This is a genomic window from Enterobacter cloacae complex sp. BZL2005 (genome assembly GCF_049238885.1).
Taxonomy (GTDB): domain Bacteria; phylum Pseudomonadota; class Gammaproteobacteria; order Enterobacterales; family Enterobacteriaceae; genus Enterobacter; species Enterobacter roggenkampii.
This window is the reverse complement of the sequence record NZ_JBMKGI010000001.1, coordinates 194,067-220,291: the sequence shown is the minus strand read 5'-3', so window position 1 is coordinate 220,291 and position 26,225 is coordinate 194,067. Positions and strand designations below refer to the sequence as shown.

Annotated in this window: 30 protein-coding genes and 1 pseudogene; 13 read left to right on the top strand and 18 right to left on the bottom strand. The window is 53.6% G+C overall.

What is annotated here, in order from left to right; genetic code table 11:
- Positions 1–25: 25 nt before the first annotated feature.
- Genes csgF through csgD form a run of 3 tightly spaced genes read right to left on the bottom strand, consistent with a single transcriptional unit; the run spans position 26 to position 1,507 of the window.
- Positions 26–439 (bottom strand): curli production assembly/transport protein CsgF, encoded by a 414-nt coding sequence (csgF, locus tag ACOTXI_RS01140; RefSeq protein ID WP_008500846.1) that lies wholly within the window; start codon positions 437–439, stop codon positions 26–28.
- A 23-nt stretch (positions 440–462) separates the two neighbouring features.
- A complete protein-coding gene (gene csgE, locus ACOTXI_RS01135; protein WP_058654601.1) occupies positions 463–852 on the bottom strand; it encodes a curli production assembly/transport protein CsgE in 390 nt (129 codons plus the stop codon).
- 4 nt (positions 853–856) lie between these two features.
- A complete protein-coding gene (gene csgD, locus ACOTXI_RS01130; protein ID WP_021240790.1) occupies positions 857–1,507 on the bottom strand; it encodes a biofilm master transcriptional regulator CsgD in 651 nt (216 codons plus the stop codon).
- 763 nt (positions 1,508–2,270) lie between these two features.
- Between csgD and csgB the strand changes: the two genes are divergently transcribed.
- The 5 genes from csgB (at position 2,271) to ymdB (ending at position 4,743) form a co-directional block, all read left to right on the top strand.
- On the top strand, positions 2,271–2,726 hold the full coding sequence (csgB, locus tag ACOTXI_RS01125; protein WP_058654599.1) for a curli minor subunit CsgB: 456 nt from the start codon (positions 2,271–2,273) through the stop codon (positions 2,724–2,726).
- Positions 2,727–2,767: 41 nt separating this feature from the next.
- The gene (gene csgA, locus ACOTXI_RS01120) at positions 2,768–3,220 is read left to right on the top strand and encodes a curli major subunit CsgA (protein ID WP_008500842.1); all 453 of its coding nucleotides are present in this window, start codon (positions 2,768–2,770) and stop codon (positions 3,218–3,220) included.
- Between the two features lie 61 nt (positions 3,221–3,281).
- The gene (csgC, locus tag ACOTXI_RS01115; RefSeq protein ID WP_023343744.1) at positions 3,282–3,614 is read left to right on the top strand and encodes a curli assembly chaperone CsgC; all 333 of its coding nucleotides are present in this window, start codon (positions 3,282–3,284) and stop codon (positions 3,612–3,614) included.
- Between the two features lie 160 nt (positions 3,615–3,774).
- A complete protein-coding gene (locus ACOTXI_RS01110) occupies positions 3,775–4,095 on the top strand; it encodes a type 1 fimbrial protein (protein ID WP_008500840.1) in 321 nt (106 codons plus the stop codon).
- Positions 4,096–4,200: 105 nt separating this feature from the next.
- The gene (gene ymdB, locus ACOTXI_RS01105; RefSeq protein WP_008500839.1) at positions 4,201–4,743 is read left to right on the top strand and encodes an O-acetyl-ADP-ribose deacetylase; all 543 of its coding nucleotides are present in this window, start codon (positions 4,201–4,203) and stop codon (positions 4,741–4,743) included.
- Between the two features lie 34 nt (positions 4,744–4,777).
- Here ymdB and mdoC read toward each other — a convergent pair whose 3' ends face one another.
- The gene (gene mdoC, locus ACOTXI_RS01100; RefSeq protein ID WP_045352913.1) at positions 4,778–5,917 is read right to left on the bottom strand and encodes a glucans biosynthesis protein MdoC; all 1,140 of its coding nucleotides are present in this window, start codon (positions 5,915–5,917) and stop codon (positions 4,778–4,780) included.
- Positions 5,918–6,171: 254 nt separating this feature from the next.
- Here mdoC and mdoG point away from each other — a divergent pair, with 254 nt between their 5' ends.
- The 3 genes from mdoG to ACOTXI_RS01085 all read left to right on the top strand — a co-directional run bounded on the left by mdoG (position 6,172) and on the right by ACOTXI_RS01085 (position 10,558).
- Entirely contained in the window at positions 6,172–7,725 is a 1,554-nt protein-coding gene (gene mdoG, locus ACOTXI_RS01095) for a glucans biosynthesis protein MdoG (protein ID WP_021240787.1), read from the top strand.
- The gene (gene mdoH / locus ACOTXI_RS01090) at positions 7,718–10,246 is read left to right on the top strand and encodes a glucans biosynthesis glucosyltransferase MdoH (RefSeq protein ID WP_087855273.1); all 2,529 of its coding nucleotides are present in this window, start codon (positions 7,718–7,720) and stop codon (positions 10,244–10,246) included. The genes mdoG and mdoH overlap by 8 nt, the downstream gene beginning before the upstream one ends.
- Before the next feature lie 84 nt (positions 10,247–10,330).
- Positions 10,331–10,558: a YceK/YidQ family lipoprotein gene (locus tag ACOTXI_RS01085; RefSeq protein WP_008500835.1), complete on the top strand. Its 228-nt coding sequence runs from the start codon at positions 10,331–10,333 to the stop codon at positions 10,556–10,558.
- Positions 10,559–10,564: 6 nt separating this feature from the next.
- Here ACOTXI_RS01085 and ACOTXI_RS01080 read toward each other — a convergent pair whose 3' ends face one another.
- The 3 genes and pseudogenes from ACOTXI_RS01080 to ACOTXI_RS01070 all read right to left on the bottom strand — a co-directional run bounded on the left by ACOTXI_RS01080 (position 10,565) and on the right by ACOTXI_RS01070 (position 13,322).
- Complete coding sequence (locus ACOTXI_RS01080; RefSeq protein WP_008500834.1) at positions 10,565–10,939, bottom strand: MysB family protein; 375 nt, start codon at positions 10,937–10,939, stop codon at positions 10,565–10,567.
- A gap of 96 nt (positions 10,940–11,035) precedes the next feature.
- A pseudogene (gene mdtG, locus ACOTXI_RS01075) lies at positions 11,036–12,252 on the bottom strand (multidrug efflux MFS transporter MdtG).
- 143 nt (positions 12,253–12,395) lie between these two features.
- The gene (locus tag ACOTXI_RS01070; protein WP_008500832.1) at positions 12,396–13,322 is read right to left on the bottom strand and encodes a Kdo(2)-lipid IV(A) acyltransferase; all 927 of its coding nucleotides are present in this window, start codon (positions 13,320–13,322) and stop codon (positions 12,396–12,398) included.
- Between the two features lie 221 nt (positions 13,323–13,543).
- Here ACOTXI_RS01070 and ACOTXI_RS01065 point away from each other — a divergent pair, with 221 nt between their 5' ends.
- Entirely contained in the window at positions 13,544–14,593 is a 1,050-nt protein-coding gene (locus tag ACOTXI_RS01065) for a rhodanese-related sulfurtransferase (RefSeq protein ID WP_008500831.1), read from the top strand.
- Positions 14,594–14,634: 41 nt separating this feature from the next.
- On the opposite strand, the gene ACOTXI_RS01060 is transcribed toward ACOTXI_RS01065, so the two are convergent.
- The 9 genes from ACOTXI_RS01060 to mdtH form a co-directional block, all read right to left on the bottom strand.
- Entirely contained in the window at positions 14,635–15,213 is a 579-nt protein-coding gene (locus ACOTXI_RS01060) for a YceI family protein (RefSeq protein ID WP_421633935.1), read from the bottom strand.
- Between the two features lies 1 nt (position 15,214).
- Complete coding sequence (locus ACOTXI_RS01055; protein WP_008500829.1) at positions 15,215–15,781, bottom strand: cytochrome b; 567 nt, start codon at positions 15,779–15,781, stop codon at positions 15,215–15,217.
- A 208-nt stretch (positions 15,782–15,989) separates the two neighbouring features.
- Positions 15,990–16,103, bottom strand: coding sequence for a DUF2770 family protein (locus ACOTXI_RS01050; protein ID WP_021240776.1), 114 nt, complete (start codon positions 16,101–16,103; stop codon positions 15,990–15,992).
- 59 nt (positions 16,104–16,162) lie between these two features.
- A complete protein-coding gene (gene solA, locus ACOTXI_RS01045; protein WP_008500828.1) occupies positions 16,163–17,281 on the bottom strand; it encodes an N-methyl-L-tryptophan oxidase in 1,119 nt (372 codons plus the stop codon).
- 116 nt (positions 17,282–17,397) lie between these two features.
- Positions 17,398–17,652, bottom strand: coding sequence for a biofilm formation regulator BssS (gene bssS, locus ACOTXI_RS01040; RefSeq protein ID WP_008500827.1), 255 nt, complete (start codon positions 17,650–17,652; stop codon positions 17,398–17,400).
- A gap of 274 nt (positions 17,653–17,926) precedes the next feature.
- Positions 17,927–18,172: a DNA damage-inducible protein I gene (gene dinI / locus ACOTXI_RS01035; RefSeq protein WP_008500826.1), complete on the bottom strand. Its 246-nt coding sequence runs from the start codon at positions 18,170–18,172 to the stop codon at positions 17,927–17,929.
- A gap of 74 nt (positions 18,173–18,246) precedes the next feature.
- Entirely contained in the window at positions 18,247–19,293 is a 1,047-nt protein-coding gene (pyrC, locus tag ACOTXI_RS01030; RefSeq protein ID WP_021240774.1) for a dihydroorotase, read from the bottom strand.
- Positions 19,294–19,420: 127 nt separating this feature from the next.
- Positions 19,421–19,981 (bottom strand): lipoprotein, encoded by a 561-nt coding sequence (locus ACOTXI_RS01025; RefSeq protein WP_008500824.1) that lies wholly within the window; start codon positions 19,979–19,981, stop codon positions 19,421–19,423.
- A 123-nt stretch (positions 19,982–20,104) separates the two neighbouring features.
- Positions 20,105–21,313 (bottom strand): multidrug efflux MFS transporter MdtH, encoded by a 1,209-nt coding sequence (gene mdtH, locus ACOTXI_RS01020; protein ID WP_023292794.1) that lies wholly within the window; start codon positions 21,311–21,313, stop codon positions 20,105–20,107.
- A gap of 236 nt (positions 21,314–21,549) precedes the next feature.
- Between mdtH and rimJ the strand changes: the two genes are divergently transcribed.
- The 4 genes from rimJ (at position 21,550) to murJ (ending at position 25,385) form a co-directional block, all read left to right on the top strand.
- Positions 21,550–22,134 (top strand): ribosomal protein S5-alanine N-acetyltransferase, encoded by a 585-nt coding sequence (rimJ, locus tag ACOTXI_RS01015; RefSeq protein WP_008500822.1) that lies wholly within the window; start codon positions 21,550–21,552, stop codon positions 22,132–22,134.
- A 9-nt stretch (positions 22,135–22,143) separates the two neighbouring features.
- Complete coding sequence (locus ACOTXI_RS01010; protein WP_021240772.1) at positions 22,144–22,794, top strand: YceH family protein; 651 nt, start codon at positions 22,144–22,146, stop codon at positions 22,792–22,794.
- A 2-nt stretch (positions 22,795–22,796) separates the two neighbouring features.
- Positions 22,797–23,720: a Gfo/Idh/MocA family protein gene (locus tag ACOTXI_RS01005; protein ID WP_023327099.1), complete on the top strand. Its 924-nt coding sequence runs from the start codon at positions 22,797–22,799 to the stop codon at positions 23,718–23,720.
- A gap of 129 nt (positions 23,721–23,849) precedes the next feature.
- Positions 23,850–25,385, top strand: a complete 1,536-nt coding sequence (murJ, locus tag ACOTXI_RS01000) for a murein biosynthesis integral membrane protein MurJ (protein WP_021240770.1) — start codon at positions 23,850–23,852, stop codon at positions 25,383–25,385.
- Between the two features lie 59 nt (positions 25,386–25,444).
- On the opposite strand, the gene flgN is transcribed toward murJ, so the two are convergent.
- Positions 25,445–25,870, bottom strand: coding sequence for a flagella biosynthesis chaperone FlgN (gene flgN / locus ACOTXI_RS00995; RefSeq protein WP_008500818.1), 426 nt, complete (start codon positions 25,868–25,870; stop codon positions 25,445–25,447).
- A 4-nt stretch (positions 25,871–25,874) separates the two neighbouring features.
- Positions 25,875–26,168: a flagellar biosynthesis anti-sigma factor FlgM gene (flgM, locus tag ACOTXI_RS00990; protein ID WP_008500817.1), complete on the bottom strand. Its 294-nt coding sequence runs from the start codon at positions 26,166–26,168 to the stop codon at positions 25,875–25,877.
- Positions 26,169–26,225 lie beyond the last annotated feature (57 nt).

Genomic DNA, 26,225 nt, shown 5'->3' with positions numbered 1-26,225 from the left:
ATCGTTGTCCTTATTTAGCTATTGTTTAAAAGTCAGTTGAATTACTTTGTAGACCGGAAACCTGAATAGTGGAGATCCTTCCGGTTTTACGATCGGTCACGTTCAGCTGAAGCTGTCCATCGGTGTTGGCGATATCAACGATAAAATCGTTGGTCACCATCCGGCCGGGTTTGCCGGTATTAATGTTGGTCAGTAACCCGCCTAAAATCTGCGACTGGATAGCCTGAGTGAAGTTGTCCAGTGCGGATGGGGTATCAACGCTAAAATCCTTTAAGCTTGGGTCCTTATAGGAGTTTTGCGCCTGCGCTTCATTCAGCAGAAAGGCACCGTTGTTAGGGTTACCGCCAAAGTTAGGGTTACGGAACTGAAACGTCATATTTCCGGCCCAGCTTATAGGTGTTATTAGCATTATCGAAACAACTGCATATGCAATACGCATGACAGCCTCCGCATATCGGTTCGCTAGAACTCGTCTTTAGCTAAATCGCTGGTGCTTAATAGGGCTTTATCTATTTGCAGGCGATTAATAGCGTCTTCTGATTGGGCCAGTGCCAGGGCTACGTTTTTATCGAAGTCCATTTTAGTGGGGAATAAAAACGTTTGATAAATAACGTACTGATTGGCCGTTATTGTTATCCAACTTCCCCATCGTGCACTGGGCCGCTCGTTGATTGTTATATTTCCGGTATAAGTACTGTCCCATTTGTCACTGAAGGCTCGGTAAAAACTGTGCCCGACCGATGAGACAGTGTGGTCTGTTAACAATCCGGGAACTTCGACCTCGATGGCCTTCAGATTCCCGGCAGCGAGCAGGAAACTCGCTGCGGCGATGCAACTCAACGTGCGCTTCATGTGATTAACGCCTGAGGTTATCGTTTGCCCACGAAACCGCCTGAGTTCGGTTTTTTACAGCTATCTTCTTGAAAAGATTATAAAGGTGCGTCTTTACCGTATTTTCGCTGATAAATAACGAACGGGCGATTTCAATATTTGAAGCACCAATGCGTAACTTATTCAGGATCTCTTTCTCACGGTGCGTGAGCAGTGCTGACTCTGAGCTGTTATAGCGATAATTTCCGGAGTGCGTGATGAGGTAGCTGGCCAGCTTTTGCGAAAAATAACACTCTCCGCGCAATATGCCTTGCAGACCCTCAACTACCCGGTCTTCTTCTTCCGTGACGTAGAACACGCCATTGATATGCGGCCAGCTTTCAATATCCCTGAAAGGATATTCATCAGGCGTATTCAATAATAGCACGCGGATATTATTGTTTTTCCTGCTTAAAATATCTTGCCAGTAATGGATGAGCTTTTTATCAGCTTCCATCATATCGAACAGAATGATGCTGCCAGGTGCAATATCATCAAAAGAACGTTGAATATTATGCAATTTCCCGTTCAGTGATAAAGATTGCTTTAAATGTTGTAATAACGCTGTCGCTTGCAAAGAAGGTTTTGTGATCAACAGTAATGTATGACCATGTAAACTATGGACTTCATTATACATGATGAAACCCCACTTTTTTTTGGCACCTGGCAGCTGTCCTCCTGTTTAATAGAGGACACCAGAAGTACTGACAGATGTTGCACTGCTGTGTGTAGAATCAGACCATAACCTCCACGGGGAGGTAAATATAAAACCAATTTCGTACATCTAATTTCAATCTAGCTTTTACGAAGTTTAAAGCAAGTGTTAAACATGTAACCGAATGTAAAAATCAATATTAATTTGTGAAAATCACTTGTGATGAATAGCGAGAAATGATGAGAAAGTTGTACATCTAAATAGAGATGCACAGTTTTTAAAAATCATACAAATATTTATATCTCATTGATTATTAGGTGTATTTATTATTTTATGCGAACGATAAAACTGTATGAGGTACAGATTATTTCTAAGCCCATAAATGCGCGGTTGTCTGGCTTAAGAAAACGGGCTTCGTGTCACGACTGTGAAAAAGTGTCCTTCTGCCGTTACGTTTAAACAACGCGAGAAGACGCGTGGACAGCCTTCGCCTCGTTGTACAACCTGATTGTTGGACAGGGCAAATAAAAAATATAAGCTGGCCTGAGTAAAGTGATTTTTGTCGTTAATTACGACTTTGTGGTGATCCGAAAAATAAAAATAAGCCGCGCGGGTGAGATATTTAAAATGTTTCAGCGGACATACTCTTCACCGTAACGACGCGTTAACACAATATGCATCGTTTTTACAAGTAACACGGTTATAGGTTATGGCGTGATTAAATAACCAGGTCCAGGGTGACAACATGAAATACACATCGTTATTTATGGTGTTTACATTACTGGGTGCGCCTGGATTTGTAACCGCAGCGAATTCAGATTTAGCCAATCCTGAATATAACTTTGCGGTTAACGAATTAAGTCTTTCATCACTCAATCAGGCAGCCATTATTGGTCAACAGGGTGTTTTTAATGACGCTCAGGTTCGCCAGGAAGGTTCAAAACTCTTGTCCATTGTTTCACAGGATGGAGCGGGCAACAGAGCAAGAGTTGAACAATCAGGGAGTTACAATATAGCCTGGATCGATCAGAGCGGTACCGCTAATGATGCAGGTATTACGCAAGAGGGATACGGTAATAGCGCGAAAATTATCCAGAAAGGGTCGGGTAATAGAGCAAATATTACGCAGTACGGTACGCAGAAAACCGCAGTTGTAGTGCAGAAACAGTCGCAAATGGCGATTAACGTTATTCAACATTAGCGCATTCGCGACGATTTTAATCAATCCGATGGGGGTTTACCATGAAATTTCTCAAAGTGGCAGCGCTTGCAGCAATCGTAGTTTCTGGTAGTGCTATGGCGGGTTCTATTAATCAGGGCGGCTGGGGCCATGGGCATGGTCATGGCGGATACAGTGGCCCAAATTCAACCCTGAATATTTATCAGGACGGTGGCGGTAACTCCGCGGTTGCTCTGCAGACAGACGCCAGAAATTCCGTGCTGAATATTACCCAGAAAGGTGGCGGTAACGGCGCTGACGTTGGTCAGGGTTCTGATGACAGTAAAATCAACCTGACCCAGAAAGGATTTGGCAACAGTGCAACACTGGATCAGTGGAACAGCAAAAAATCTGTTATGAACGTTAGCCAGTCCGGCGGCTTTAACGGCGCCCTCGTCGACCAGACTGCCTCTAACTCTACTGTCAACGTTACCCAGATTGGTTTTGGTAACCACGCGACAGCTCATCAGTACTGATACTTAAATCTGTGCTACAAAAAAACAGGGCTGATGCCCTGTTTTTTTTCGGGAGTTCATCATGAATACCTTAATTCTTCTTGCCGCGCTTTCCAGCCAGATAACTTTCAAAACGTCGCAGCAGGAAAATATGACCACCATTATTCCTCAGGTCACCCTGGCGCAGCCGTGTGATTGTCAGGTTCAGATTGTTTCCGTTCGGGAAGGGCAGGGGGGACAAAGTTCGTCCCGACAGCAAAATACCCTTTTTATACCCGCTAATCAGACGATTGATTTAATGCGCCTGAGTTTAAATATTAATGCGGGAGACACGGTAAAAATCGTTGTCACCGTTTCAGACGGTAAATCGCTTCATTTATCACAGCAGTGGTCGCCAGCGGAACGTTCGCTTTAATCATTCATGAAATCAATGTGTTGCGAATGTGGCGGGTCTGTGCCGTTGAGCTATGCTGATATCAGGGATCAGGTCATTATGTTCCTTAACGTGAGACTTCGTTTGTCATAATGAAGTGCGTTTACCCCTCAAGGACGATTTTCATTGAGGAGTACCGATAATGAACCACTCTTTCGCTCGACTCGTGACGGGTCTGGGCCTGATTGTTTCTGTTTTTAGCCTCCCGGTTTATTCGGCTACCATTGTGAACGGTGGCGTTATTCATTTTCGCGGTGCCATTGTTGCAGACCCCTGTGAAGTTACGCCGCAGCAGAGACAGTTTGCTATGTCCTGTCCGGATAATAATCGTATGCAAACGCGCATGGTCAGTTATGAAGAGGCGCTTAATGGCAAAGTGTCCGATTCAGATCTGGTGTCGCTCCGCATGAAATACCTTAACCCTGAAAAAACGCTCGCGGTTGTCGAAATCCAGTATCGATAGCGTTCTCTCTTCCGCTTTGTGCGGAAGAGGATTTTTTCTGATAGTTTTTTCTCCCGGGCAGCCCTGCGATACACTTAATAAAAAGGCGGGTTGCAGAGGGGCTTTATGAAACCGCAAATTGAAGTTATTCATGGTGATATTACGACCATGCACGTCGACGTCATCGTCAATGCGGCCAATCCCTCCCTGATGGGGGGAGGCGGTGTGGACGGGGCTATCCACCGGGCTGCCGGACCGCAGCTGCTGGAAGCCTGCAAAACCGTACGGCAACAGCAGGGCGAATGTCCTCCCGGCCATGCGGTCATTACGCTTGCGGGCGATCTGCCTGCCAAAGCGGTGATCCACGCCGTAGGGCCTGTCTGGCACGGTGGCGATCGGCACGAGGCGAGTATTCTGGAAGAGGCTTACCGAAACTGTCTGCGGCTGGCTGCCGACAACGGCTATAAAACAATGGCGTTCCCGGCCATCAGTACGGGGGTGTATGGCTATCCTAAGGCGGCTGCCGCTACGATCGCCGTCGACACCGTTTACCGCTATCTGTCGCTAAAACCGATGCCTGAGAAAGTAATCTTTGTCTGTTTCGATGAAGAAACCACCCACCTTTATCAACGGTTGCTGACCCAGCGCGGGCAGGAACTGGACACCTGAAGCAAACGCGGCGCACTGAGTGCGCCGCGGTTGTTTATGAGGCTTTTACCTGAGGTTTTCCTGAGAAGAGGAAACGCAGAAGCGGGATCCGCAGATGGATTTCATAGAGCACGATCGCAATCCCCACGACAAACACCAGACCGGTAAAGAAGCCCAGCGTGTTGGAGGCGATATGCGGGGTGATGTAAGCCCCGAAGAAGAGCGTGAGCGGGTGATGCACCAGATAAATAAACAGCGACGCATTCACGAAGTAGGTCACGCGGCTGGACTTAAAGTTCAGCAGGCGGTGGCCGAGCGCGAATACTACGTTCACCATCCATAAACCCAGCAGCATGGTGATCACGCTTTCCGTTTCGTACATCCAGGCGTCACCGCTCCCGTAGCGCTGGTTCAGCAGATAGGCCGCGAACGCGATGGCCGCACCCACAGCACACCACGGTGACGGGGTAGTAAACAGCGCTTTCAGCTTCGGGTAAATAAACGCCAGCGCGCCGATTAAAAAGAACGGAATGTAGAAAAGGGACTGCATCACCACAAAATTAAACAGGCCGTCGCTCAGTATCGGTGGATAGACGATAAACAGGATGCGTCTCACCGCGGCGTAAGCGATACCCAACAGCAAGAAGAGCACCGACAGTTTGCCCAGCGTAACGGTGGCGAAAAAGGCGTCAGCTCTCGAACTCAGGTGGCGACGCAGGCGGCTGAAAATGAACAGGCTCACCGTGGTAAGCACCACCAGGACCAGCAGGAACCACAGGTGAGACACCAGCTCCCAGACCAGCGTGTTGTACTTTTCATACAGCGACAGATTCGGCCAGTTTTCCGCTTTGCCTTTGACGTACTGCAGCATAATGAACTGAGGCAGCGTCAGCAGCGGAATCGCGGTCAGCATGGGGATCCCCACGCGCTCGACGCGCACCTTCCACCAGCGTTTAAGCGGGTATCGCAGAAACAGCATGTAAGAGAAATAGCCGGAGATGACAAAAAACACCTGCATACGGAAGGCGTGAATAAAGTCATTAAACAGCGTCAGCCACCAGGAGGGCATCTGGCTATTCACATGCCAGGTGTGGCTGGAGTAAATCAGTGATATGTGAAAAGGGATCCCCAATAGCATCAGCCATGCCCGGATCGAGTCGAGGAAATATTCACGTTCTGTTGGTGTTGTGCTCATATAACGTTGTGCATTCTCAGACTTTTCGTCTTATCCCTAAGACTCATAATGGTTACATTCGAAAGCAACCCTACACCAAGACCGACACCCTGTCTCCAGGATAAGCACGCAAAGTGAATAATGGGTTCTTTCATTTGCTTAATCCATGAGCCAGCAGCTGAACAAAGCAGTGATAATGTTGTCGGATTGCCTGAGTTTCCATTAAAATGGATCGGATCGATATAAGCACACAAAGGGGGAAGTGCTTACTTATTATGAAACATAAACCACAGATGATGAAAATGCGTTGGTTAGGTGCTGCAGTGGTGTTATCACTGTATACCTCATCGGCACTGGCCTTTAACATCGACGATGTCGCAAAACAGGCAAAATCGATGGCTGGCAAGAGCTACGAAGCGCCGAAAAGTAACTTGCCCTCCGTTTTCCGCGATATGAAATATGCGGACTATCAGCAGATCCAGTTCAATCACGACAAAGCCTACTGGAGCAACATCAAGACCCCGTTCAAGCTTGAGTTTTATCATCAGGGTATGTATTTCGACACGCCTGTTGCCATCAATGAAGTGACGGCCACAGCGGTACGTAAGATTAAATACAGCCCGGATTACTTCAATTTTGGCAATGTGCAACACGACAAAGATACGGTGAAAGACCTGGGCTTCGCTGGCTTTAAGGTGCTTTACCCGATCAACAGCAAAGATAAAAACGACGAAATCGTCAGCATGCTTGGTGCCAGCTATTTCCGCGTGATTGGCGCGGGGCAGGTATACGGGCTTTCTGCGCGCGGACTGGCTATTGATACCGCGCTGCCATCAGGTGAAGAATTCCCACGTTTCCGTGAGTTCTGGATTGAACGTCCAAAACCAACGGACAAACGTCTGACTATATATGCGCTGCTGGATTCTCCGCGTGCGACCGGTGCCTATCGCTTTGTGATCATGCCGGGTCGTGACACCGTGGTTGACGTGCAGTCTAAGGTTTACCTGCGTGATAAAGTGGGCAAGCTGGGCGTTGCGCCGCTGACCAGTATGTTCCTGTTTGGGCCGAACCAGCCGTCTCCGGCCACTAACTTCCGCCCGGAACTGCACGACTCCAACGGTCTGTCTATTCATGCCGGTAACGGAGAGTGGATCTGGCGTCCGCTTAACAACCCGAAACATCTGGCGGTGAGCAGCTTCGCGATGGAAAACCCGCAAGGTTTTGGCCTGCTGCAGCGTGGCCGTCAGTTCTCCCGCTTTGAAGATTTGGACGACCGCTATGACCAGCGTCCAAGCGCCTGGGTCACGCCAAACGGTGACTGGGGTAAAGGTAAGGTTGAGCTGGTTGAGATTCCAACCAACGACGAAACCAACGATAACATCGTGGCTTACTGGACGCCGGATCAGCTGCCGGAAGCCGGTAAAGAGATGAACTTCAAGTACACCATCACCTTCAGCCGCGACGAAGATAAGCTGCATGCGCCGGATAACGCGTATGTGATGCAGACTCGCCGTTCAACGGGTGATGTGAAGCAGTCTAATCTTATCCGTCAGCCTGACGGTACCGTGGCCTTTGTCGTGGACTTTACAGGCCAGGATATGAAGAAACTGTCACCGGACACCGCCGTTGCCGCTCAGGCCAGCATCGGTGATAACGGTGAAATCGTTGAGAATACCGTGCGTTACAACCCGGTAACCAAAGGCTGGCGTCTGACCCTGCGCGTGAAAGTGAAAGATCCGAAACAGACCACTGAAATGCGTGCTGCGCTGGTCAGTAACGATCAGCCGCTGAGTGAAACCTGGAGCTATCAGCTACCTGCCAATGAATAATACATCTGAATATATTGATGCCATGCCGCTGACGGATATCGAAAAAGCGGCACTGCCTAAGAGCGACATCCGCGCGGTTCACACCGCGCTGGATGGCGAACATCGTCAGTTTTCCCGTGATGATGACACGCCGCTGGGGTCAGTAAAGGCACGTCTGGAGCAGGCCTGGTCGGACTCGCTGGCAGAAGGGCAGTTGATTAAAGACGACGAAGGGCGCGATCAGCTTCAGGCGATGCCGAAGGCCACGCGTTCCTCAATGTTCCCCGATCCGTGGCGCACCAACCCGGTGGGCCGCTTCTGGGATCGCCTGCGCGGGCGTGATGTGACGCCGCGCTATCTGTCACGCCTGACGAAAGAAGAGCAGGCTTCCGAACAGAAATGGCGTACCGTGGGGACCATCCGTCGCTACATCCTGCTGCTGTTGACGCTGGCGCAGACGGTCGTCGCGACCTGGTATATGAAAACCATCCTGCCGTATCAGGGCTGGGCGTTCATCAACCCGATGGACATGATGGGCCAGGATCTCTGGGTCTCCTTCATGCAGCTGCTGCCGTATATCCTGCAGAGCGGCATCCTTCTGCTGTTCGCGGTTCTCTTCTGCTGGGTCTCGGCCGGTTTCTGGACCGCGCTGATGGGCTTCCTGCAGCTGCTGATGGGGCGTGACAAATACAGCATTTCGGCGTCAACGGTCGGGGATGAACCCCTCAATCCTGAGCACCGTACCGCGCTGATTATGCCTATCTGTAACGAAGACGTTGACCGCGTGTTTGCGGGCCTGCGTGCCACCTGGGAGTCCGTGAAGGCGACCGGCAACGCGGAGCATTTTGACGTTTACATCCTGAGCGACAGTTACAACCCGGATATCTGCGTGGCAGAGCAAAAAGCGTGGATGGAGCTGATTGCAGAAGTGCAGGGCGAAGGGCAGATCTTCTACCGTCGCCGCCGCCGTCGTGTGAAGCGTAAAAGCGGTAACATCGATGACTTCTGCCGTCGCTGGGGTAACCAGTACAGCTACATGGTGGTGCTGGATGCTGACTCCGTCATGAGCGGTGACTGCCTGAGCGGTCTGGTGCGTCTGATGGAAGCCAACCCGAACGCGGGTATCATTCAGTCTTCGCCAAAAGCGTCGGGAATGGACACGCTCTATGCGCGCTGTCAGCAGTTCGCCACCCGTGTTTACGGGCCGCTGTTCACGGCAGGTCTGCACTTCTGGCAGCTGGGTGAATCCCACTACTGGGGTCACAACGCCATCATCCGCGTGAAGCCGTTCATTGAGCACTGTGCGCTGGCGCCGCTGCCGGGCGAGGGTTCGTTTGCCGGTTCTATTCTGTCACATGACTTCGTGGAAGCGGCGCTGATGCGTCGTGCTGGCTGGGGCGTCTGGATTGCCTACGACCTGCCGGGATCTTACGAAGAGCTGCCGCCGAACCTGCTGGACGAGCTCAAGCGTGACCGCCGCTGGTGTCACGGTAACCTGATGAACTTCCGCCTGTTCCTGGTGAAAGGGATGCACCCGGTTCACCGCGCGGTGTTCCTGACGGGCGTGATGTCTTATCTCTCCGCACCGCTGTGGTTTATGTTCCTTGCGCTCTCCACAGCGCTGCAGGTCGTCCATGCCCTGACGGAGCCGCAATACTTCCTGCAGCCGCGCCAGCTGTTCCCGGTGTGGCCGCAGTGGCGTCCGGAGCTGGCGATTGCGCTGTTTGCCTCCACCATGGTGCTGCTGTTCCTGCCTAAGCTGCTCAGCATTATCCTGATCTGGTGCAAAGGCTCGAAAGAGTACGGCGGTTTCTTCCGCGTGACCCTTTCACTGCTGCTGGAAGTGCTGTTCTCCGTGCTGCTGGCACCGGTGCGTATGCTGTTCCACACCGTTTTCGTGGTCAGTGCGTTCCTGGGCTGGGAAGTGGTCTGGAACTCACCGCAGCGTGATGACGACTCCACGCCGTGGAGCGAAGCCTTTATGCGCCATGGTTCTCAGCTGCTGCTGGGTCTGGTGTGGGCGGCCGGGATGGCGTGGCTGGATCTGCGCTTCCTGTTCTGGCTGGCGCCGATTGTCTTCTCGCTGATCCTGTCGCCGTTTGTCTCCGTGATCTCCAGCCGTTCGACGGTGGGGCTGCGGACCAAACGCTGGAAGCTGTTCCTGATCCCGGAAGAGTATTCCCCGCCGCAGGTGCTGGTGGATACCGATCGCTATCTCGAGCAGAACCGCAATCGCACCCTGGATGATGGCTTTATGCACGCCGTGTTTAACCCGTCATTCAACGCCCTGGCAACGGCAATGGCGACGGCGCGTCACCGCGCCAGCCAGGTGCTGGAGATTGCCCGCGATCGTCACGTTGAGCAGGCGCTGAACGAGACTCCGGAAAAACTCAACCGTGACCGTCGTCTGGTCCTGTTGAGCGACCCGGTTACGATGGCGCGTCTTCACTACCGCGTATGGTCCGCTCCGGAGAGATACTCTTCGTGGGTAAACTACTATAAAGAACTGAAGCTGAACCCGCTGGCGTTGAAGGCGAAGTAAGTGGTTAAGTAGAGCGGGTAAGCGAAGCGCCTCCCGCCAACTAAAATACCGGCATAATCGCCGGTATTTTTTTAGAGGTTACTCATGAGAATCATCATCGTCGTTCTGATGGCATGCCTGCTCAGCGGCTGCGGCAGTATCATCAGCCGCACCATTCCAGGGCAGGGCCACGGGAATCAGTATTACCCGGGCGTGAAATGGGATCTCCGTGACTCCGCATGGCGCTACCTCACCGTGCTGGATCTGCCATTCTCGCTAATTTTCGACACGCTGCTGCTGCCGATCGATGCCAGCCACGGCCCTTACGAGTAGCGTAAATTAACGCTCGTCCCACTCATCGGCTGCGGTTTGACCTTCTTCCGTATCCAGCGGTGGCTCGAGCTGAAATTCGCCCTCATCCCACTCGTGCAATGTGTTCTCTTCCAGCCATTCCTGCCGCAGTTCGATTTCATCATAGTCGCCATCAAAGACGGCCTGCGCACCTTCACCGCTCAGGACCGGCAGGCATTCCCCTTCTTCACCTTCATCGGCAAAGAATTCGGCCTGCCACATAATATCCCCATCCTGCAGAACGTATTTCTGGATATTAAGTTGTTGCACGTCAGCATCTTCTTCTTCAACGCCGGGGTTGTCGGCGAGGAACTCTTCACGAGCGGCATCAATAGCTTCTTCCAGCGTGGCGTACATGGTCATTGGTGTCTCCCTGTTTTCCAGAAGGTTTCAGGGAAAGAATAGCTTAATATCCGATTCTGCAAGTATGAATGCGAAAATAAGCGTCAGGCGTTCGTCTTATTCCGCCACTGGCCGTAGCGCGCGGGATAAACTGAACCACGAATAAATTGCATTAAACAGTACCACGCCCGCCGTCACGATAAAGACGGCGCGAAAACCGAAGCTGGCGGAGATGCTCGCCCCGAGAAGCGGTCCGGTGACGTTACCGATGTCGCGAAATGACTGGTTATAGCTGAAGACCCGCCCGGCAATCTGGTTCGTGGAGTTGTAAACCAGCAGGGTCTGTACGGCGGGCAGCAAGGCCCCGTCTGCGGCACCAAGCAAAAAGCGAAGTAAGCCCAGCTGCCACGGAGAGTGCACCATCGACATGGGGATCAGCAGCAGGACGGAGATCACCAGCGCACAGATCAGAATTTTTTCCGGACCGACGCGGTCCCCCAGTTTCCCCAGCCTCGGCGCGCTAAGCAGCGCCGCCACCCCGGGCACGGACGCAATCAGCCCGCTAATAAACGCGATATTGCTGACGTTGCCCGCCAGATCGCGAACGTACAGCGTGAGGATAGGGGCAATCGATCCGGTTGCGACCTGAATAATCAGGGTCGTCACGAACAGGCTCAGCACCAGTCTGGGATTTTTAAGCGAGGTCAGCACCTCCCTGGCGTGGAGCATCTCTTTCTTCGCAACGGGCGTGAAGTTTTCCCGTATACAGAGCAGGGTGACAACAAAGCACAGGAACAGCACGCAGGCGGTGATAAAGAACACCGGACGCAGGCCATAGCTATCGGCCATGAGTCCGCCGGCCAGTGGCCCCAACAGGGCACCGCTTACGCCGCCGGTTGAGAGTGTGCCCAGCGCCCAGCCGCTCTTATGGCGAGGAATTTGCGTGGCAATCAGGGCATTGGCATTGGGAATAAATCCTCCCAGCAAACCCAGCAACGCGCGCAAAATCAGGAACTGCCAGACGTTCTGCGCCACGCCCATCAGCGCCATGATAATGGCCATCCCCAGCGCCGAGCGCAGCAGCATGATTTTACGGCCCTTGCGGTCGGCAAGGCCGCCCAGAAGGGCGAGGCTATCGCGGAGAACAGGAACGTGATGCTGAATACCAAGCCGGACCACATATTGAGCGCGCTATGGCCCGTCACGCCCAGCTGTTCGACGTAAAGCGGCAGAAAAGGCATGACCAGGCTAAACGCCGCGCCGGTGAGAAAACAGCCAAGCCACGCAATCGTGAGGTTACGCTTCCAGTTTATGGGGGCATCTGAAGGTGACATAACAATCCGCATAATGAGGTGCTGAGCACCTGAGGCAAGAAGTAATAAGCCTGCTAATTATGCGCCTGGGTTATGATTGCCGCAATGAGGGGGAGCTTTTAAAGCTAAAACAGGATGCGACCCTGGGGATCGCATCCTGAAAATCAATAGCGGGACGGCGTGCCTTTTGGCCGTGTTTTAAAGCGGCGGTGCAACCACATGTACTGCTCGGGTGCGAGCATGATGCATTTCTCTACGATACCGTTCATCCAGCGCGCGGTGGTTTCTGCATCGTCAAGCGGCGGCGCGAGTTCCGGTTCTAGCATCATCAACTCGTAGCCCGAACCGTCAGGCTTGCGGCGGGGAACAAAGGGTACGATGGCGGCTTTGGACATGCGCGCCAGCATCCAGGTGCCGGTGGTTGTGGCGGCCTCTTCAACGGCGAAGAAGGGGACAAAAACGCTGGCCTGTGGGCCATAGTCGTGGTCGGGGGCATACCAGACCACTTCGCCGGATTTCAGCGCACGGATCATTCCCTTCAGATCTTTACGGTCGATCATGCTTTTGTTGGAGCGCATGCGGCCATTGGTCTGGATTAAATCGATGACCGGGTTATCGTTAGGGCGATAAACGCCAATGCCGGGCGCCTGCATGCCGAACATACGCGCCCCGATTTCCAGCGTCAGAAAATGGACGCCGATCAGCAGAACGCCCGTCTGGTTGGCCTGAAGCGTATGTACAGGATCCATGCCGGTTCCCGTTACCTCGCTCCAGCGGGCCATGCGTTTGTCCGGCCAGAACCACGCCATGCCGGTTTCCATAAGGCCCATCCCAACGGATTCGAAGTTCTTCGCGACCATATTGTGACGCTCTGAGTCGCTCATCTGCGGAAAACACAGCTCAAGGTTGCGGTACGCGATTCTGGCGCGACGCTTCATGAATAGTTGTGCGAAACGGCCCAGAAATTTACCCAACCGAAAAATAACAGGGTAGGGAAGCTGTACCAGAAGCCATAAAAAGCCGATGCCAAGCCAGGTCAACCAATAGCGGGGATGCAAAAGGGCGGCAGTAAATTTTGGTAACTGGGTCATGTCTTTCCTGTGTTCAAACGTCCTGTTTCGCTAGTGTCTCATTTTTTGAGGCGTAGCCAAAATATCTGCTTTCGAAGCGTGCACGAATACAGCAATTGTTAATCCTGATTAATCAGGGTGTGTGAAATGTAGCGTAAATTGTGTGGATGTAAATTGGTTTTGTTTGCTATATGATGCCGACCGATTTTTCATTCTCTCTAACGACTCCAGGACTGTACACCATGCCAGTGTTACACAACCGCGTTTCGAACGAGATGTTAAAAGCGCGTATGTTGGCTGAAACCGAACCGCGCACAACCATCTCATTCTATAAATACTTCACGATCGACGATCCGCAGGCGACCCGAGATGCGCTTTATCAGGCGTTCACGGCGCTGAACGTCTTCGGCCGCGTCTACCTTGCCCGTGAAGGCATCAACGCGCAGATTAGCGTACCGGAAAGCAAAGTCAGCGCCTTCCGCGACGTACTTTATCAATTTGACCCGGCCCTTAACGGCTTACGCCTGAACATTGCCCTGGATGATGACGGGAAATCCTTCTGGGTGCTGCGCATGAAGGTGCGTGAACGCATCGTGGCGGACGGTATCGACGATCCTGAGTTTAACCCGGCGGACGTCGGTGAATACCTGAAGGCGGCGGAAGTGAATGCGATGCTGGACGATCCGGATGCCGTGTTCATCGATATGCGTAACCACTATGAGTATGAAGTGGGGCATTTCGAGAATGCGATGGAGATTCCGGCGGATACCTTCCGCGAGCAGCTGCCGAAAGCGGTTGAGATGATGCAGGAGCATAAAGATAAAAAGATCGTTATGTACTGCACCGGCGGTATCCGCTGTGAGAAAGCCAGCGCGTGGATGAAGCACAACGGCTTCAATAAAGTCTGGCACATTGAAGGCGGCATTATTGAGTACGCTCGCCGCGCTCGTGAACAGGGGTTGCCGGTACGCTTTATCGGGAAAAACTTTGTCTTTGACGAGCGTATGGGTGAACGTATTTCGGATGACGTCATCGCCCAGTGCCACCAGTGCGGCGCGCCGTGCGATACCCACACCAACTGCAAAAACGACGGTTGTCATCTGCTGTTCATTCAGTGCCCGGCCTGTGCCGAGAAGTTTAACGGTTGCTGTAGCGAGCTGTGCAGTGAAGAGAGCATCCTGCCGGAAGAAGAGCAGCGTCGCCGTCGCGCAGGACGTGAAAACGGCAACAAGATTTTCAATAAATCTCGCGGTCGTCTGAATACCAAACTGGGTATCCCTGACCCGGAATGATAATAACGCCCGGCACGGCAAAAGCCTGCCGGGCGACGTTATTATGATTTCTGCTGTACACCTTCAACGGAAATAATCAGCTCCACGTCCTGAGACGCCGGGCCTAAATCCGTTGTGATGTTAAAATCTTTCAGGTGAATTTTCCCTGCCGCTTCGAAGCCTGCGCGTTTACCGCCCCACGGATCGTCACCCTGGCCCAGTAATTTCGCATCAAGCGTGACCGGTTTGGTTACGCCGTTAAGCGTCAGGTTGCCGGTAATATTCAGCTTATCACCCTCTTTCTTCACCTCAGTAGAAGTGAAGGTCGCCTGCGGGAATTTCGCGACGTTGAGGAATTCCCCACTGCGCAGGTGTTTATCGCGCTCTGCGTGGTTCGTGTCGACGCTGTTTATATTAATGGTCACATTGACTTTATCGGCTGCGGGATTTTTTTCGTCAAAGGTGAATGTGCCGTCAAAATCCTTAAAGGTGCCGTACAGCCAGCTATATCCCAGGTGCTGAATACGGAAATTAACGAAAGCGTGCTGGCCCTCTTTATCAATTTTATAATCCGCCGCCACGGCGGAGCCGGCGGTGAATAACAGAGAACCCAGTGCGATACCCAGCAGGTGTTTTTTCATTTTATGCTCCAGAGTCAACTGACGAGCGGCCAAGCATGCGCTTTAGCGTATCGTCTTTATCAATAAAATGGTGTTTGAGGGCGGCAAGCCCGTGCAGCACGGACAGAATCACCACGCTCCAGGCGAGCCAGAGGTGAACAACCCCCGCCGTGTCGGCCTGAGCGCCGGCATCGCTAAGGGTTGCCGGAACCTCGAACAGGCCAAAAACGTTAATCGGCTTACCGTCAGCCGTCGAAATGAGATAGCCGCTAATCAGGATGGCAAACAGCAGCGCATAAAGGGCAATATGCGCGGCGACTGCACTGATGCGGGTAAATTTGCTGTGAGTCTTTTGCGCGCCGGGCGGTGGGGAAATGTGCCGCCAGATAACGCGGAAAACCAGACCCAGCATCAGCAGGACACCAATGCTTTTATGCAATTCCGGCGCCTGGTGATACCAGCCATCGTAATAGCTGAGCGTGACCATCCAGAGTCCAAGTCCAAACATACCGTAGACGGCAAGAGCAAATATCCAGTGCAAACCTATGGATATTATTCCGTAGCGCCGGGAGGAGTTACGCCATTGCATCAGAATGTCCATTTTCAAATTAACCGGAAAGTAAAAATGAACGGGAAGGCGGGATATTGCAACTGAAATAATTGGCTATTGATTTTTATTTTATTTATTTCAGCAATTTTGAAAAGGATCGCTAACGCTAATTCAATCTCTTCGTGCAAGATGAAATTATAAGTTTCAATAAAGATAAAGTAATGTCAATTATTGTCAGTCTGGGTTTTCAGTAAAATACAATGTAAACAAAATCAATAATGGCCAGCAGCGCCCACAATAAGAGATAGAGCATAAAATGCTCGCGAATATTATTCATCAGAAAGCTAACGATCTTGCGCATAACGCCCCAACATGCGGTGTGAATGAAGCGGGCCCCGTGACCTCCGGAGCCCGTGCGGATTATCCGTTAAAACGCGAGAGGGAGAAGGGCGTCAGATCAAACTGCGGCGCAATGCCCTGGGCAAACTGCGCGGCGATTTCACCCAGCACGGAAGCAAACTTAAAGCCGTGGCCGCTCAGTCCGGTGATGAGCAGGGTGTTGTCATGCCCCGGCAGTGTATCAATGATAAAGTCTTCATCCGGCGTATTGTCGTAGGTACAGGCCGCGCCATACAGCAAGCCGCCAATGCCCGGAAGAATAGTGCGCAGGAACGAGAAGGCCTCTGAACCATCCTGTGGGAAGGCGCCGAAAGGTTTACGCTCTTCAGGGGAGGAGATCGCCTGGCCGCCGTTGTGTTTACCGATTTTCAGCGCGTCTTTTTCTGACGGGAAGCCGTAGAACTGGTCGCCGTTGGGTAATTCGCCGGTGAAGGCCGGGAATTTATTCTGGGCGCTGTAACGGCCATCCGACTGGAACCAGGAGAAGACCTTGCGCACCGGCTGGATCGGCAGATCGGGCAGCAGGCGGGTAACCCAGGTACCTGCGCTGACCAGCAGGCGGGACGCTGAATAATCGCCGTCAATAGTGGTGACCGTGACGCCATTATCATCATGGGTGATGGCCTCTACCGGACAGTTGAACAGCTGCGCGCAGCCTGCCTTCGCAGCAAGCTCGATCCAGGTTTTGATCGCCGTTTCGCAATGGAGCACCCCGGAGTGGGCTTCAAAGAGGCCAATATAATCGTCCGGGACGGTAATTTCGGGCCAGCGTGCGGTAATGCCCGTCGCGTCCAGCTTCTCAACGTCCAGATTAAACGCTTTCGCGCTGCGTTCGACGCCAGCGAGAAACGCAGAATGTGCCGGACCCAGGTTGATGACGCCAGTACGCTCGAAAATACGATCTTCGGTCTGTTTCGCCAGTTCATCCCACAGCGTCTGGGCGCGAAGCACCAGCGGAACGTAGCGTTCACCTTCACCGTACGCATGGCGGATGAGGCGGGTATCGCCATGATGGCTGCCTTCCGCATGAGGAGGCAGATGGCTATCGATCATCAGAACCTTCAGACCAGCCTGTGTTGCGTAATAGCCTGCGGCAGATCCTACGGAGCCGCTGCCAATAATGATTAAGTCGTATCTCATATGCATCTCATAAACTGATGTTTTGTTAGCAGAGTAATTAACAACGCGGGGTTAGACAAGGGAGAAATAAATAAGGCACCGCGAGGGTGCCTGTAGAGAGAAAAGTGGGCATAAGCTTAGTGCCGTTTATACTCATTTTCCTGATAGTCGCCAGATTCTATTTTTGCAATACCTGCTTCTAAAATAGAAATAAACTGACGGGCGACGTCTGTTGTTAGCCACAGCGTCTGTCCAACTTCCGCTTCTTCACGGTTGAGTTGATTTGGGGTCTGGTAGTGCAAACGCAGCATCAGCGCATCGTAGCTATCTACGGTACTGATATCCCAGCCAACAAGTGGGTGGGTCTGGATGACTTCACTATTCTTTTCCATTATAACCCCCTTAATGCGTGTTAGAAGACAACGGCTTTGAGGTTCAATGCATGTTTTTCTGAAAGCAACTTCAGTATACCAAGTAATAAGGGTTCCGAAGGGAAAAATAAACAGGTGGCAACACATTTTTCTGCTTTTTAGGATTGTTCGAACAATAAAACACCATCTCGTTCACGATTTTTAAAGAAGATGCCGAATTATTTTGAACTTACAGGATTATGAGGCAAAAAAAAGCCGGGGCGACCCGGCAAAAAAACACAATGAGGGAGCAGTGTTAATCCGTGATGAACCAGTCGTCAGCGCTTTCCCACGTTTCCTGGAGGATTTCGCTGATGCGATCTTTATCTTCTTTTGCGGCGCCAATGACGGAGAGGTTGTTCGCCGCGGCGTAACGCACCGTGACGGCACCCGCGTTGTCGGGAAAGGTGTTGTTAATACGACGGGATAATTCGCCTGCCAGTGCATCAAGCGCGCCGGCAGGCAGAACGGTAGTTTTGGCTATGGTGACTTCAATACGCATAAATGCCCCCTGTGTAATATACTGTTTATTTATACAGGTATATTATCAGTTTGACAACAAGGGGCACTGATTTTTTAACGTTTTACCGTCCAGCTTACGGTTTCACCCGCCAGGAAGGGGATCAGCGTGTCATCCGTCAGGGCAATGGACTCCTCAACGTGGCTCGCTTTACGCTCCAGTTCGATGAAGGTGTCGTTGACCGGCAGGCCGTAGAAGCGCGGGCCGTTAAGGGAGCAGAATGCTTCGAAATGTTCCAGCGCGTTCATCTCTTCAAACACGGTTGCGTAGCTGGCCAGCGCCGTTGGGGCGTTGAAGCAGCCCGCGCAGCCGCAGCTCGCCTCTTTACGATGGCGGGCGTGAGGCGCGGAATCGGTACCGAGGAACGCGCGGGAGAACCCGCTGGCGACCAGCTCGCGCAGCGCCTGCTGGTGGATGTTGCGCTTAAGAATAGGCAGGCAGTAGAGGTGAGGGCGCACCCCGCCCACCAGCATGTGGTTACGGTTAAACATCAGGTGCTGTGGCGTAATGGTGGCGGCGATAAGATCGTTGCCGTCACGCACGTACTCTGCCGCGTCTTTGGTGGTGATATGCTCGAAGACCACCTTCAGCGCGGGCAGGCGCTGGCGCAAAGGCTCCATCACGGTCTCGATAAAACGGGCTTCGCGGTCGAAGATATCAATCTCGGCATGCGTTACTTCGCCGTGAACCAGCAGCGGCATACCCAGTTTCTGCATGCGTTCCAGCACCGGCATAATGGCATCAATGCTGGTGACGCCGTGGCTGGAGTTGGTGGTGGCATTCGCCGGGTAGAGTTTCGCTGCCGTAAAGACGCCTTCGTTAAACCCGCGCTCCACTTCGTTCGGATCCAGTGAATCGGTCAGATAGCAGGTCATCAACGGGGTAAAATCGTGTCCCGCAGGAACGGCGTCGAGAATGCGCTGGCGATAGGCTATCGCGGCATCGACGGTGGTGACTGGTGGCACCAGGTTAGGCATGACAATCGCGCGGCCATAAATTTCGCTGGTATAAGGCACGACGGTTTTCAGCATATCGCCATCACGCAGATGGATATGCCAGTCGTCAGGGCGGCGGATTTTAAGAACCTGGGGTTGTGCAGTCATGGAAGCTCCGGCTTGTCAGGAATCAGTCATAAGGATGGCTGTTTTTGCCGGACACAAATCATAAGCGGAAACGTTTTCGTTTGCACACTTTTCCGTGAAAAAAAAGGGCGCCGCAGCGCCCTTCAGGTTAATCGGTGAAAGGAATGATAATTTCGCCCGGTTTCACCTCTATGCCTTTTGCGTATTTTTTCGCCAGAGCTTCACCCTTGCTTTTGTCTTCGCTTAAGACGTACGCGGGCTGCTGGTTAAAGTAATTCCGCAGCGACTGATTCAGATAGGGCATGAGGGTTTGCAAAACCGGCGCCATCTTGTCCGGAGACACCTTCGCGTCGACCACTTCCATCTCCTGCAGGAAAATCGCCCCTTTCTCTTTGTTGAAAACAGGCAGTGCCTTCAGCTTGAGCTTGATGTTGGCTTTCTGATTGCCAAAGAGGGAGGACATATCGAGGTCCGCATCACCGGCCAGGGTGACTTTGTTTGGCTCTTCACGTCCGATTTGACTGGTGAGGTTTGTGAGCACGATATGCGCATCGGCAAGACCCGGTACGCCAATGTCTTTCGAGAAATTGTTATGTTTTTCCAGCGCCTGATTAATTTCCTGTTCACTGACGGTGTATTGCGTGAGCTGGTTACAGCCAACCAGCAGGCCGCTGACAATCAATGCCGCGGCTAAGACAATTTTCTTCATAGTGTTCCTCAACGAAAAATCGGCGCTTCTGTCCTGTTACGCCAGTATGTCAGCGTGAATGGGCAGAAACCAGCAGAAAAAACTGAGAAGTGGGGCGGGAAGGCCTCCCGCCCGAGGGAAAGGCTACGCGCCAGGCTCGAGCATGCCGCTCGCGCTGCGTTTCTGGCTGAACTGCCACCACAGGGCGAGTAGCGTCATAAAGCCCACCACGCCCAGCATCATCCACGGAAGTTCAGGTTGATTTAACGCTTTGCCAGCATCAAACAACCAGCCGCCGCCGGCGTAACCTAATGCCCCGCCAAGCGCCAGCCCCAGTCGGCTGAACCCCATATAGCTGCCGCGTGCACGCGCATCCGCAAGCGAGGCGCTCAGCGTTTCGCGGGCAGGCTCGGCGATGATCGAGCCAATATAGAACGTGCAAATCAACGTAAACAGCTGCTGGAGCGTGTTCACCAGGCCGATCGGCATCATGCTCAGCGTCATCAGGAACAGTCCGGCCATCAGGCGATGCTCCAGGCGAAAACGCCGCTCGCTCCAGCGGGCAATCGGATAGAGGAGCGTTAACGACAGGCAGGCTTCGATGGCGTACATCCATTTCACCGCCGCAGGGGTACCTGCAATGTCGTTAACCATGATCGGCAGCATCAGCATGACCTGCACGGCCAGCATGTAATATCCCGTCAGGGTCAACACATAGGTGACAAAACGTCTGTCGCGCAGAACGCGGCCCAGCCCTTCCCGAACCGGCGCTTTCACCGTTGACAGTTTCCACGCCGGCAGGAACAGGCCATTAAACAGCGCGCACAGCATAAAGAGCACCGCCCCAGCCGCGCAGACCAGACGGAAGTCATACTGCAGCAGCCAGCTTCCCAGCAGGGCGCCGATAACCGCCCCGGCGCTGTCCTGCATCATCAGAATGGAGAAGAAACGGCCGCGGTGCTGCGGGCGAATCAGCTTTACCACCAGCGCGGTGCGGGGCGGATCGAACAGCGTGCCCCCGATGCCGGAGAGGAAACAGGAGAACCAGAGCAGCCAGGGCTCCTGGGCGACCGCCATCGTGGCAAACCCTGCCGCGCGCAGCAGCATACCGGTGACGATCATCGGTTTCGCGCCAAAGCGGTCGGCAATGGCCCCGCCAAAGACGCCCAGGCCCTGCTGGACAAACTGGCGTAGCCCCAGGGCAATGCCGACCATTAATGCCGCCCAGCCCATCTGATCGACAAAGCGGATCGAAATAAGCGGAAAAACGACAAAAAAGCCGAGCACGACCAGCATGTTATCGACGAGCAGGAAATATTTACCCAGGCTCCTGGCCTGTGATACGCGGGACATTTTCCCTCCAGGGAAAATAAGATGGTGAGCACGCTAACATTCTGCGGTGTCGCCGCGTTTTTTCCCACCCCTGCACGTGACAATATTTTTTTATCAAAAGGGTGCTTTGATAGAGAGTTCTCATCGAAAAATGTGAAAAGAGGTGAAAATGGTATGTCACTGTTTTCACAGACGGCGCAGGCGCAGGTATAGTAAAGCTAATGGGCAAGCTGAAGTGACGGGAAGGAGTGGTATCGATGTTTGGCTATCGCAGCAATGTGCCAAAAGTGCGTCTGACAACGGACAGGCTGGTCGTTCGTCTGGTGCATGAGCGTGATGCCTGGCGTCTGGCGGATTATTACGCCGAGAATCGCCAGTTTTTAAAACCCTGGGAACCCGTTCGGGATGAGAGCCATTGTTACCCTTCCGGCTGGCAGGCGCGCCTCAGCATGATTACGGAATTTCACAAGCAGGGCAGCGCGTTTTATTTCGCGCTGCTGGATCCTGAAGAGAAAGAGATTATCGGGATCGCCAATTTTTCAAACGTGGTGCGGGGATCGTTTCACGCCTGCTACCTGGGCTACTCCATCGGCCAGAAGTGGCAGGGGCAGGGGCTGATGTACGAGGCGCTGACGGTAGCGATCCGCTATATGCAACGCACCCAGCACATTCATCGCATTATGGCGAACTATATGCCGCATAACCAGCGCAGCGGAAATCTGCTGGCGCGTTTAGGGTTCGAGAAAGAGGGTTACGCCAAAGACTATCTGCTGATAGACGGAGAGTGGCGCGACCACGTTCTGACGGCATTAACCACCCGGGACTGGACTGCAGGTCGTTAAGGAGAAAAGATGAAGTATCAGCTAAACGGTACAGAAGCGCGCGTGATTGGGTGCTTACTCGAAAAACAGGTCACCACGCCGGAGCAGTATCCGCTGTCCGTAAACGCCGTGACCATGGCCTGCAACCAGAAAACCAACCGCGAGCCGGTGATGAACCTCAGCGAGCATGAGGTTCAGGACGTGCTGGATGCGCTGGTCAAACGCCACTATCTGCGCACCGTCAGCGGCTTCGGCAACCGCGTGACCAAATACGAACAGCGCTTCTGTAACTCCGAATTCGGTGACCTGAAGCTGAGCAGTGCGGAAGTGGCGGTCATCACCACGCTGTTGCTGCGCGGGGCGCAAACGCCGGGAGAACTGCGCACGCGCGCTTCCCGCATGCATGAGTTCAGCGATATGCAGGAGGTCGAGCAGACCCTCGAAGGGCTGGCCGCGCGTGAAGACGGTCCTTACGTGGTGCGTCTGGCGCGCGAGCCGGGCAAGCGTGAAAGCCGCTATATGCACCTGTTCAGCGGTGACGTTGATAGTTCAGTTAAATCCAGCGCAACCGACATAACGGCCGTAGATGATGATTTGGTTGCCCGCGTAGCGGCGCTGGAAGACGAGGTCGCCGGGCTGAAACAGCGTCTGGATGCCCTGCTGGCACATTTGGGAGACTGACGGTGAAAAAATTACGCATTGGCGTAGTAGGGCTGGGCGGTATTGCACAAAAAGCCTGGCTGCCGGTTCTGGGGGCAGCGACGGACTGGACGCTGCAAGGGGCATGGTCACCCACGCGCGAGAAGGCCGAGAGGATCTGCGAAACCTGGCGTATGCCGTATGCGGCGTCGCTTCAGGATCTGGCCCGCGAGTGCGATGCGGTCTTTGTGCATACCTCAACGTCTACCCACTATCAGGTCGTGAGCGAGCTGCTCAATGCAGGCGTTCACGTTTGCGTGGATAAACCGCTGGCGGAAAATGTTCCGGACGCGGAACGCCTGATTGAACTGGCGGCGCGTAAAAAACTGACGCTGATGGTCGGCTTCAACCGCCGCTTCGCGCCCCTTTACCAGCAGCTTAAGGCACAGTCGGGCACGCTTGCCTCGCTGCGGATGGATAAACACCGCACGGACAGCATCGGGCCAAACGATCTGCGCTTCACGCTGCTGGATGATTATCTCCACGTTGTGGATACGGCGCTGTGGCTCGCCGGTAGCAACGCGCAGCTGCAAAGTGGCACGCTGCTCACGAACGAGCAGGGTGAAATGGTCTACGCAGAACACCATTTCGCGATTGACCATCTGCAGATCACGACCAGCATGCATCGTCGTGCCGGCAGCCAGCGAGAATGCGTCCAGGCCGTCACCGACGGCGCGTTGTACGACATTACCGACATGCGTGAATGGCGGGAAGAGAAGGGCAGCGGCGTGGTGACGCTCCCCGCGCCTGGCTGGCAGAGCACGCTTGAACAGCGCGGTTTTGCCGGTTGCGCCCGCCACTTCATCACCTGCGTGCAAAATCAGACGGTTCCTGAAACGTCCGGCGAGCAGGCCATCATGGCGCAGCGCATTGTGGAAAGGCTCTGGCGCGAGGCCATGAGTGAATAACTCGCTGTAACATCTGCGGATAGTAATTCGTTGAAATCCGGGTAGACTAAGCGCCGCTTGTAGGCTTTGCCGGGTGGCGCTTACGCTTGCCCGTCCTGGAAATCCGTATGGTTCTGGAAATTCACGTTAATGAACTTATTAAAATCGCTGGCGGCCGTCAGCTCGATGACCATGTTTTCCCGCGTGCTGGGTTTTGCGCGCGACGCCATTGTGGCAAGGGTATTTGGTGCAGGGATGGCCACGGACGCCTTTTTCGTCGCGTTCAAATTACCGAACCTGCTGCGTCGTATTTTTGCGGAAGGGGCGTTTTCCCAGGCATTCGTCCCGATCCTGGCAGAATATAAAAGCAAGCAGGGCGAGGACGCCACGCGCGTCTTTGTGTCTTATGTCTCCGGCCTGCTGACGCTGGCGCTGGCGGTGGTGACCGTCCTCGGGATGCTGGCCGCGCCCTGGGTCATTATGGTGACCGCGCCCGGCTTTGCCGATACGGCCGACAAGTTTGCCCTGACCTCGCAGCTGTTGCGCATTACTTTCCCCTATATTCTGCTGATCTCGCTGGCCTCGCTGGTGGGGGCGATCCTCAATACCTGGAACCGCTTCTCCGTTCCGGCGTTTGCGCCGACGTTTCTTAACGTCAGCATGATCGGCTTTGCCCTGTTCGCCGCCCCGCACTTCAACCCGCCTGTGCTGGCGCTGGCCTGGGCGGTCACCGTCGGCGGCGTGCTGCAGCTGGCGTATCAGCTGCCGCACCTGAAAAAAATCGGCATGCTGGTGCTGCCGCGCATCAACCTCAAAGATGCCGGGGCGATGCGCGTCATCAAGCAGATGGGGCCCGCCATTCTCGGCGTCTCCGTCAGCCAGATCTCGCTGATTATCAACACCATCTTTGCCTCGTTCCTGGTGTCCGGCTCGGTTTCCTGGATGTACTACGCCGACCGCCTGATGGAGTTTCCGTCCGGGGTGCTGGGCGTGGCGCTGGGGACCATCCTGCTGCCGTCGCTGTCGAAAAGTTTTGCCAGCGGCAATCATGATGAGTATTGCCGCCTGATGGACTGGGGCCTGCGTCTCTGCTTCCTGCTGGCCCTGCCAAGTGCGGTGGCGCTGGGTATTCTGGCCAAACCGCTGACGGTGTCGCTCTTCCAGTACGGGAAATTCACTGCCTTCGATGCCGCCATGACCCAGCGCGCGCTGATTGCCTACTCGGTGGGACTGATGGGGCTGATCGTGGTGAAAGTGCTGGCGCCGGGCTTTTACTCGCGTCAGGACATCAAAACGCCGGTAAAAATTGCCATCGTGACGCTGATTATGACGCAGCTGATGAACCTGGCGTTTATTGGTCCGCTGAAACATGCCGGCCTGTCATTATCGATTGGTCTCGCGGCCTGTCTGAATGCCGGGCTGCTGTACTGGCAGCTGCGCAAGCAGGATATTTTCACGCCGCAGCCGGGGTGGGGCAGTTTCCTGGTGCGTCTGATCGTTGCGGTACTGGTGATGTCTGCCGCGCTGCTTGGCATGATGCACGTGATGCCGGAGTGGTCCTTGGGCACGATGCCTTATCGTCTGATGCGCCTGATGGCCGTGGTGTGCGTTGGTGTGGTGGCGTACTTTGCCACGCTCGCGGTGCTGGGTTTCAAAGTCAAAGAGTTTGCCCGCCGGACGGCATAAACGCCAAAAGGGGAGTTCACCTCATGGTGCTCCCCACTGCATGATTAGTCGCTTATGCGTCAAATCGAAATCTTTTTCACACCTGCAATACGCGCCGTCGCCGTCTGACCATCCGCACCGTACAGACCGGTTTCTTTATGCGGTTTCAACACCTCAAGCGCCTGCTGATTACGCTCAATCTGCCCTTCCAGTAGCCAGCCGTTATGCTGGTTAAGATCGCGCAGGTGCTGGGTTTTTTCAGTAATGGTCTGCCAGCGCTCAATAATATCGTCATTGGCGCTGCGCTTAGGATCTTGCTCAGCGCGTCGCTGTTGTTCCAGATAATCCAGCGTTGCCAGAAGCGAACTTTTGTCTTCAGTAATACGCTGCAGCGCGCTGCCGTTGATGTGACCGGAAGAGAGATGCTGCTGTTCAGCGTCCATTACCGTTTTCAGGTCGTTCAGGACAACCGTCATTTGATCCAGTATTTCTGACAGTCGACTCATACGGTTAGTTACTCTGTAAGAAACTCTGTGCTTCCTGAATCAGGGCGTCAGCGATTTTGCTGGTGTCCATTTTCAGCTCACCGTTACGAATAGCCGTTTTCAGCGCTTCAACACGTTCCATATTGATATCGTTGCTGCCCGGCTGCATCAGTTTTGCCTGCGCGTCGCTCAGGGTCACGCTGGTGCTGTTGGACGTTGACGGTTTCTCCAGACGCGTTTTCTGCGCCGTTGCGTCATTCGTTTCGCGAGGTTGTACAGCGCTTACCGGCTTCAGGGCTGATGTACGATCAATGCTCATAGTGTTGTCCTCATCGAGGGTTCGCGGCGTTTGCGCCTGACATCATCATTAGTGGAA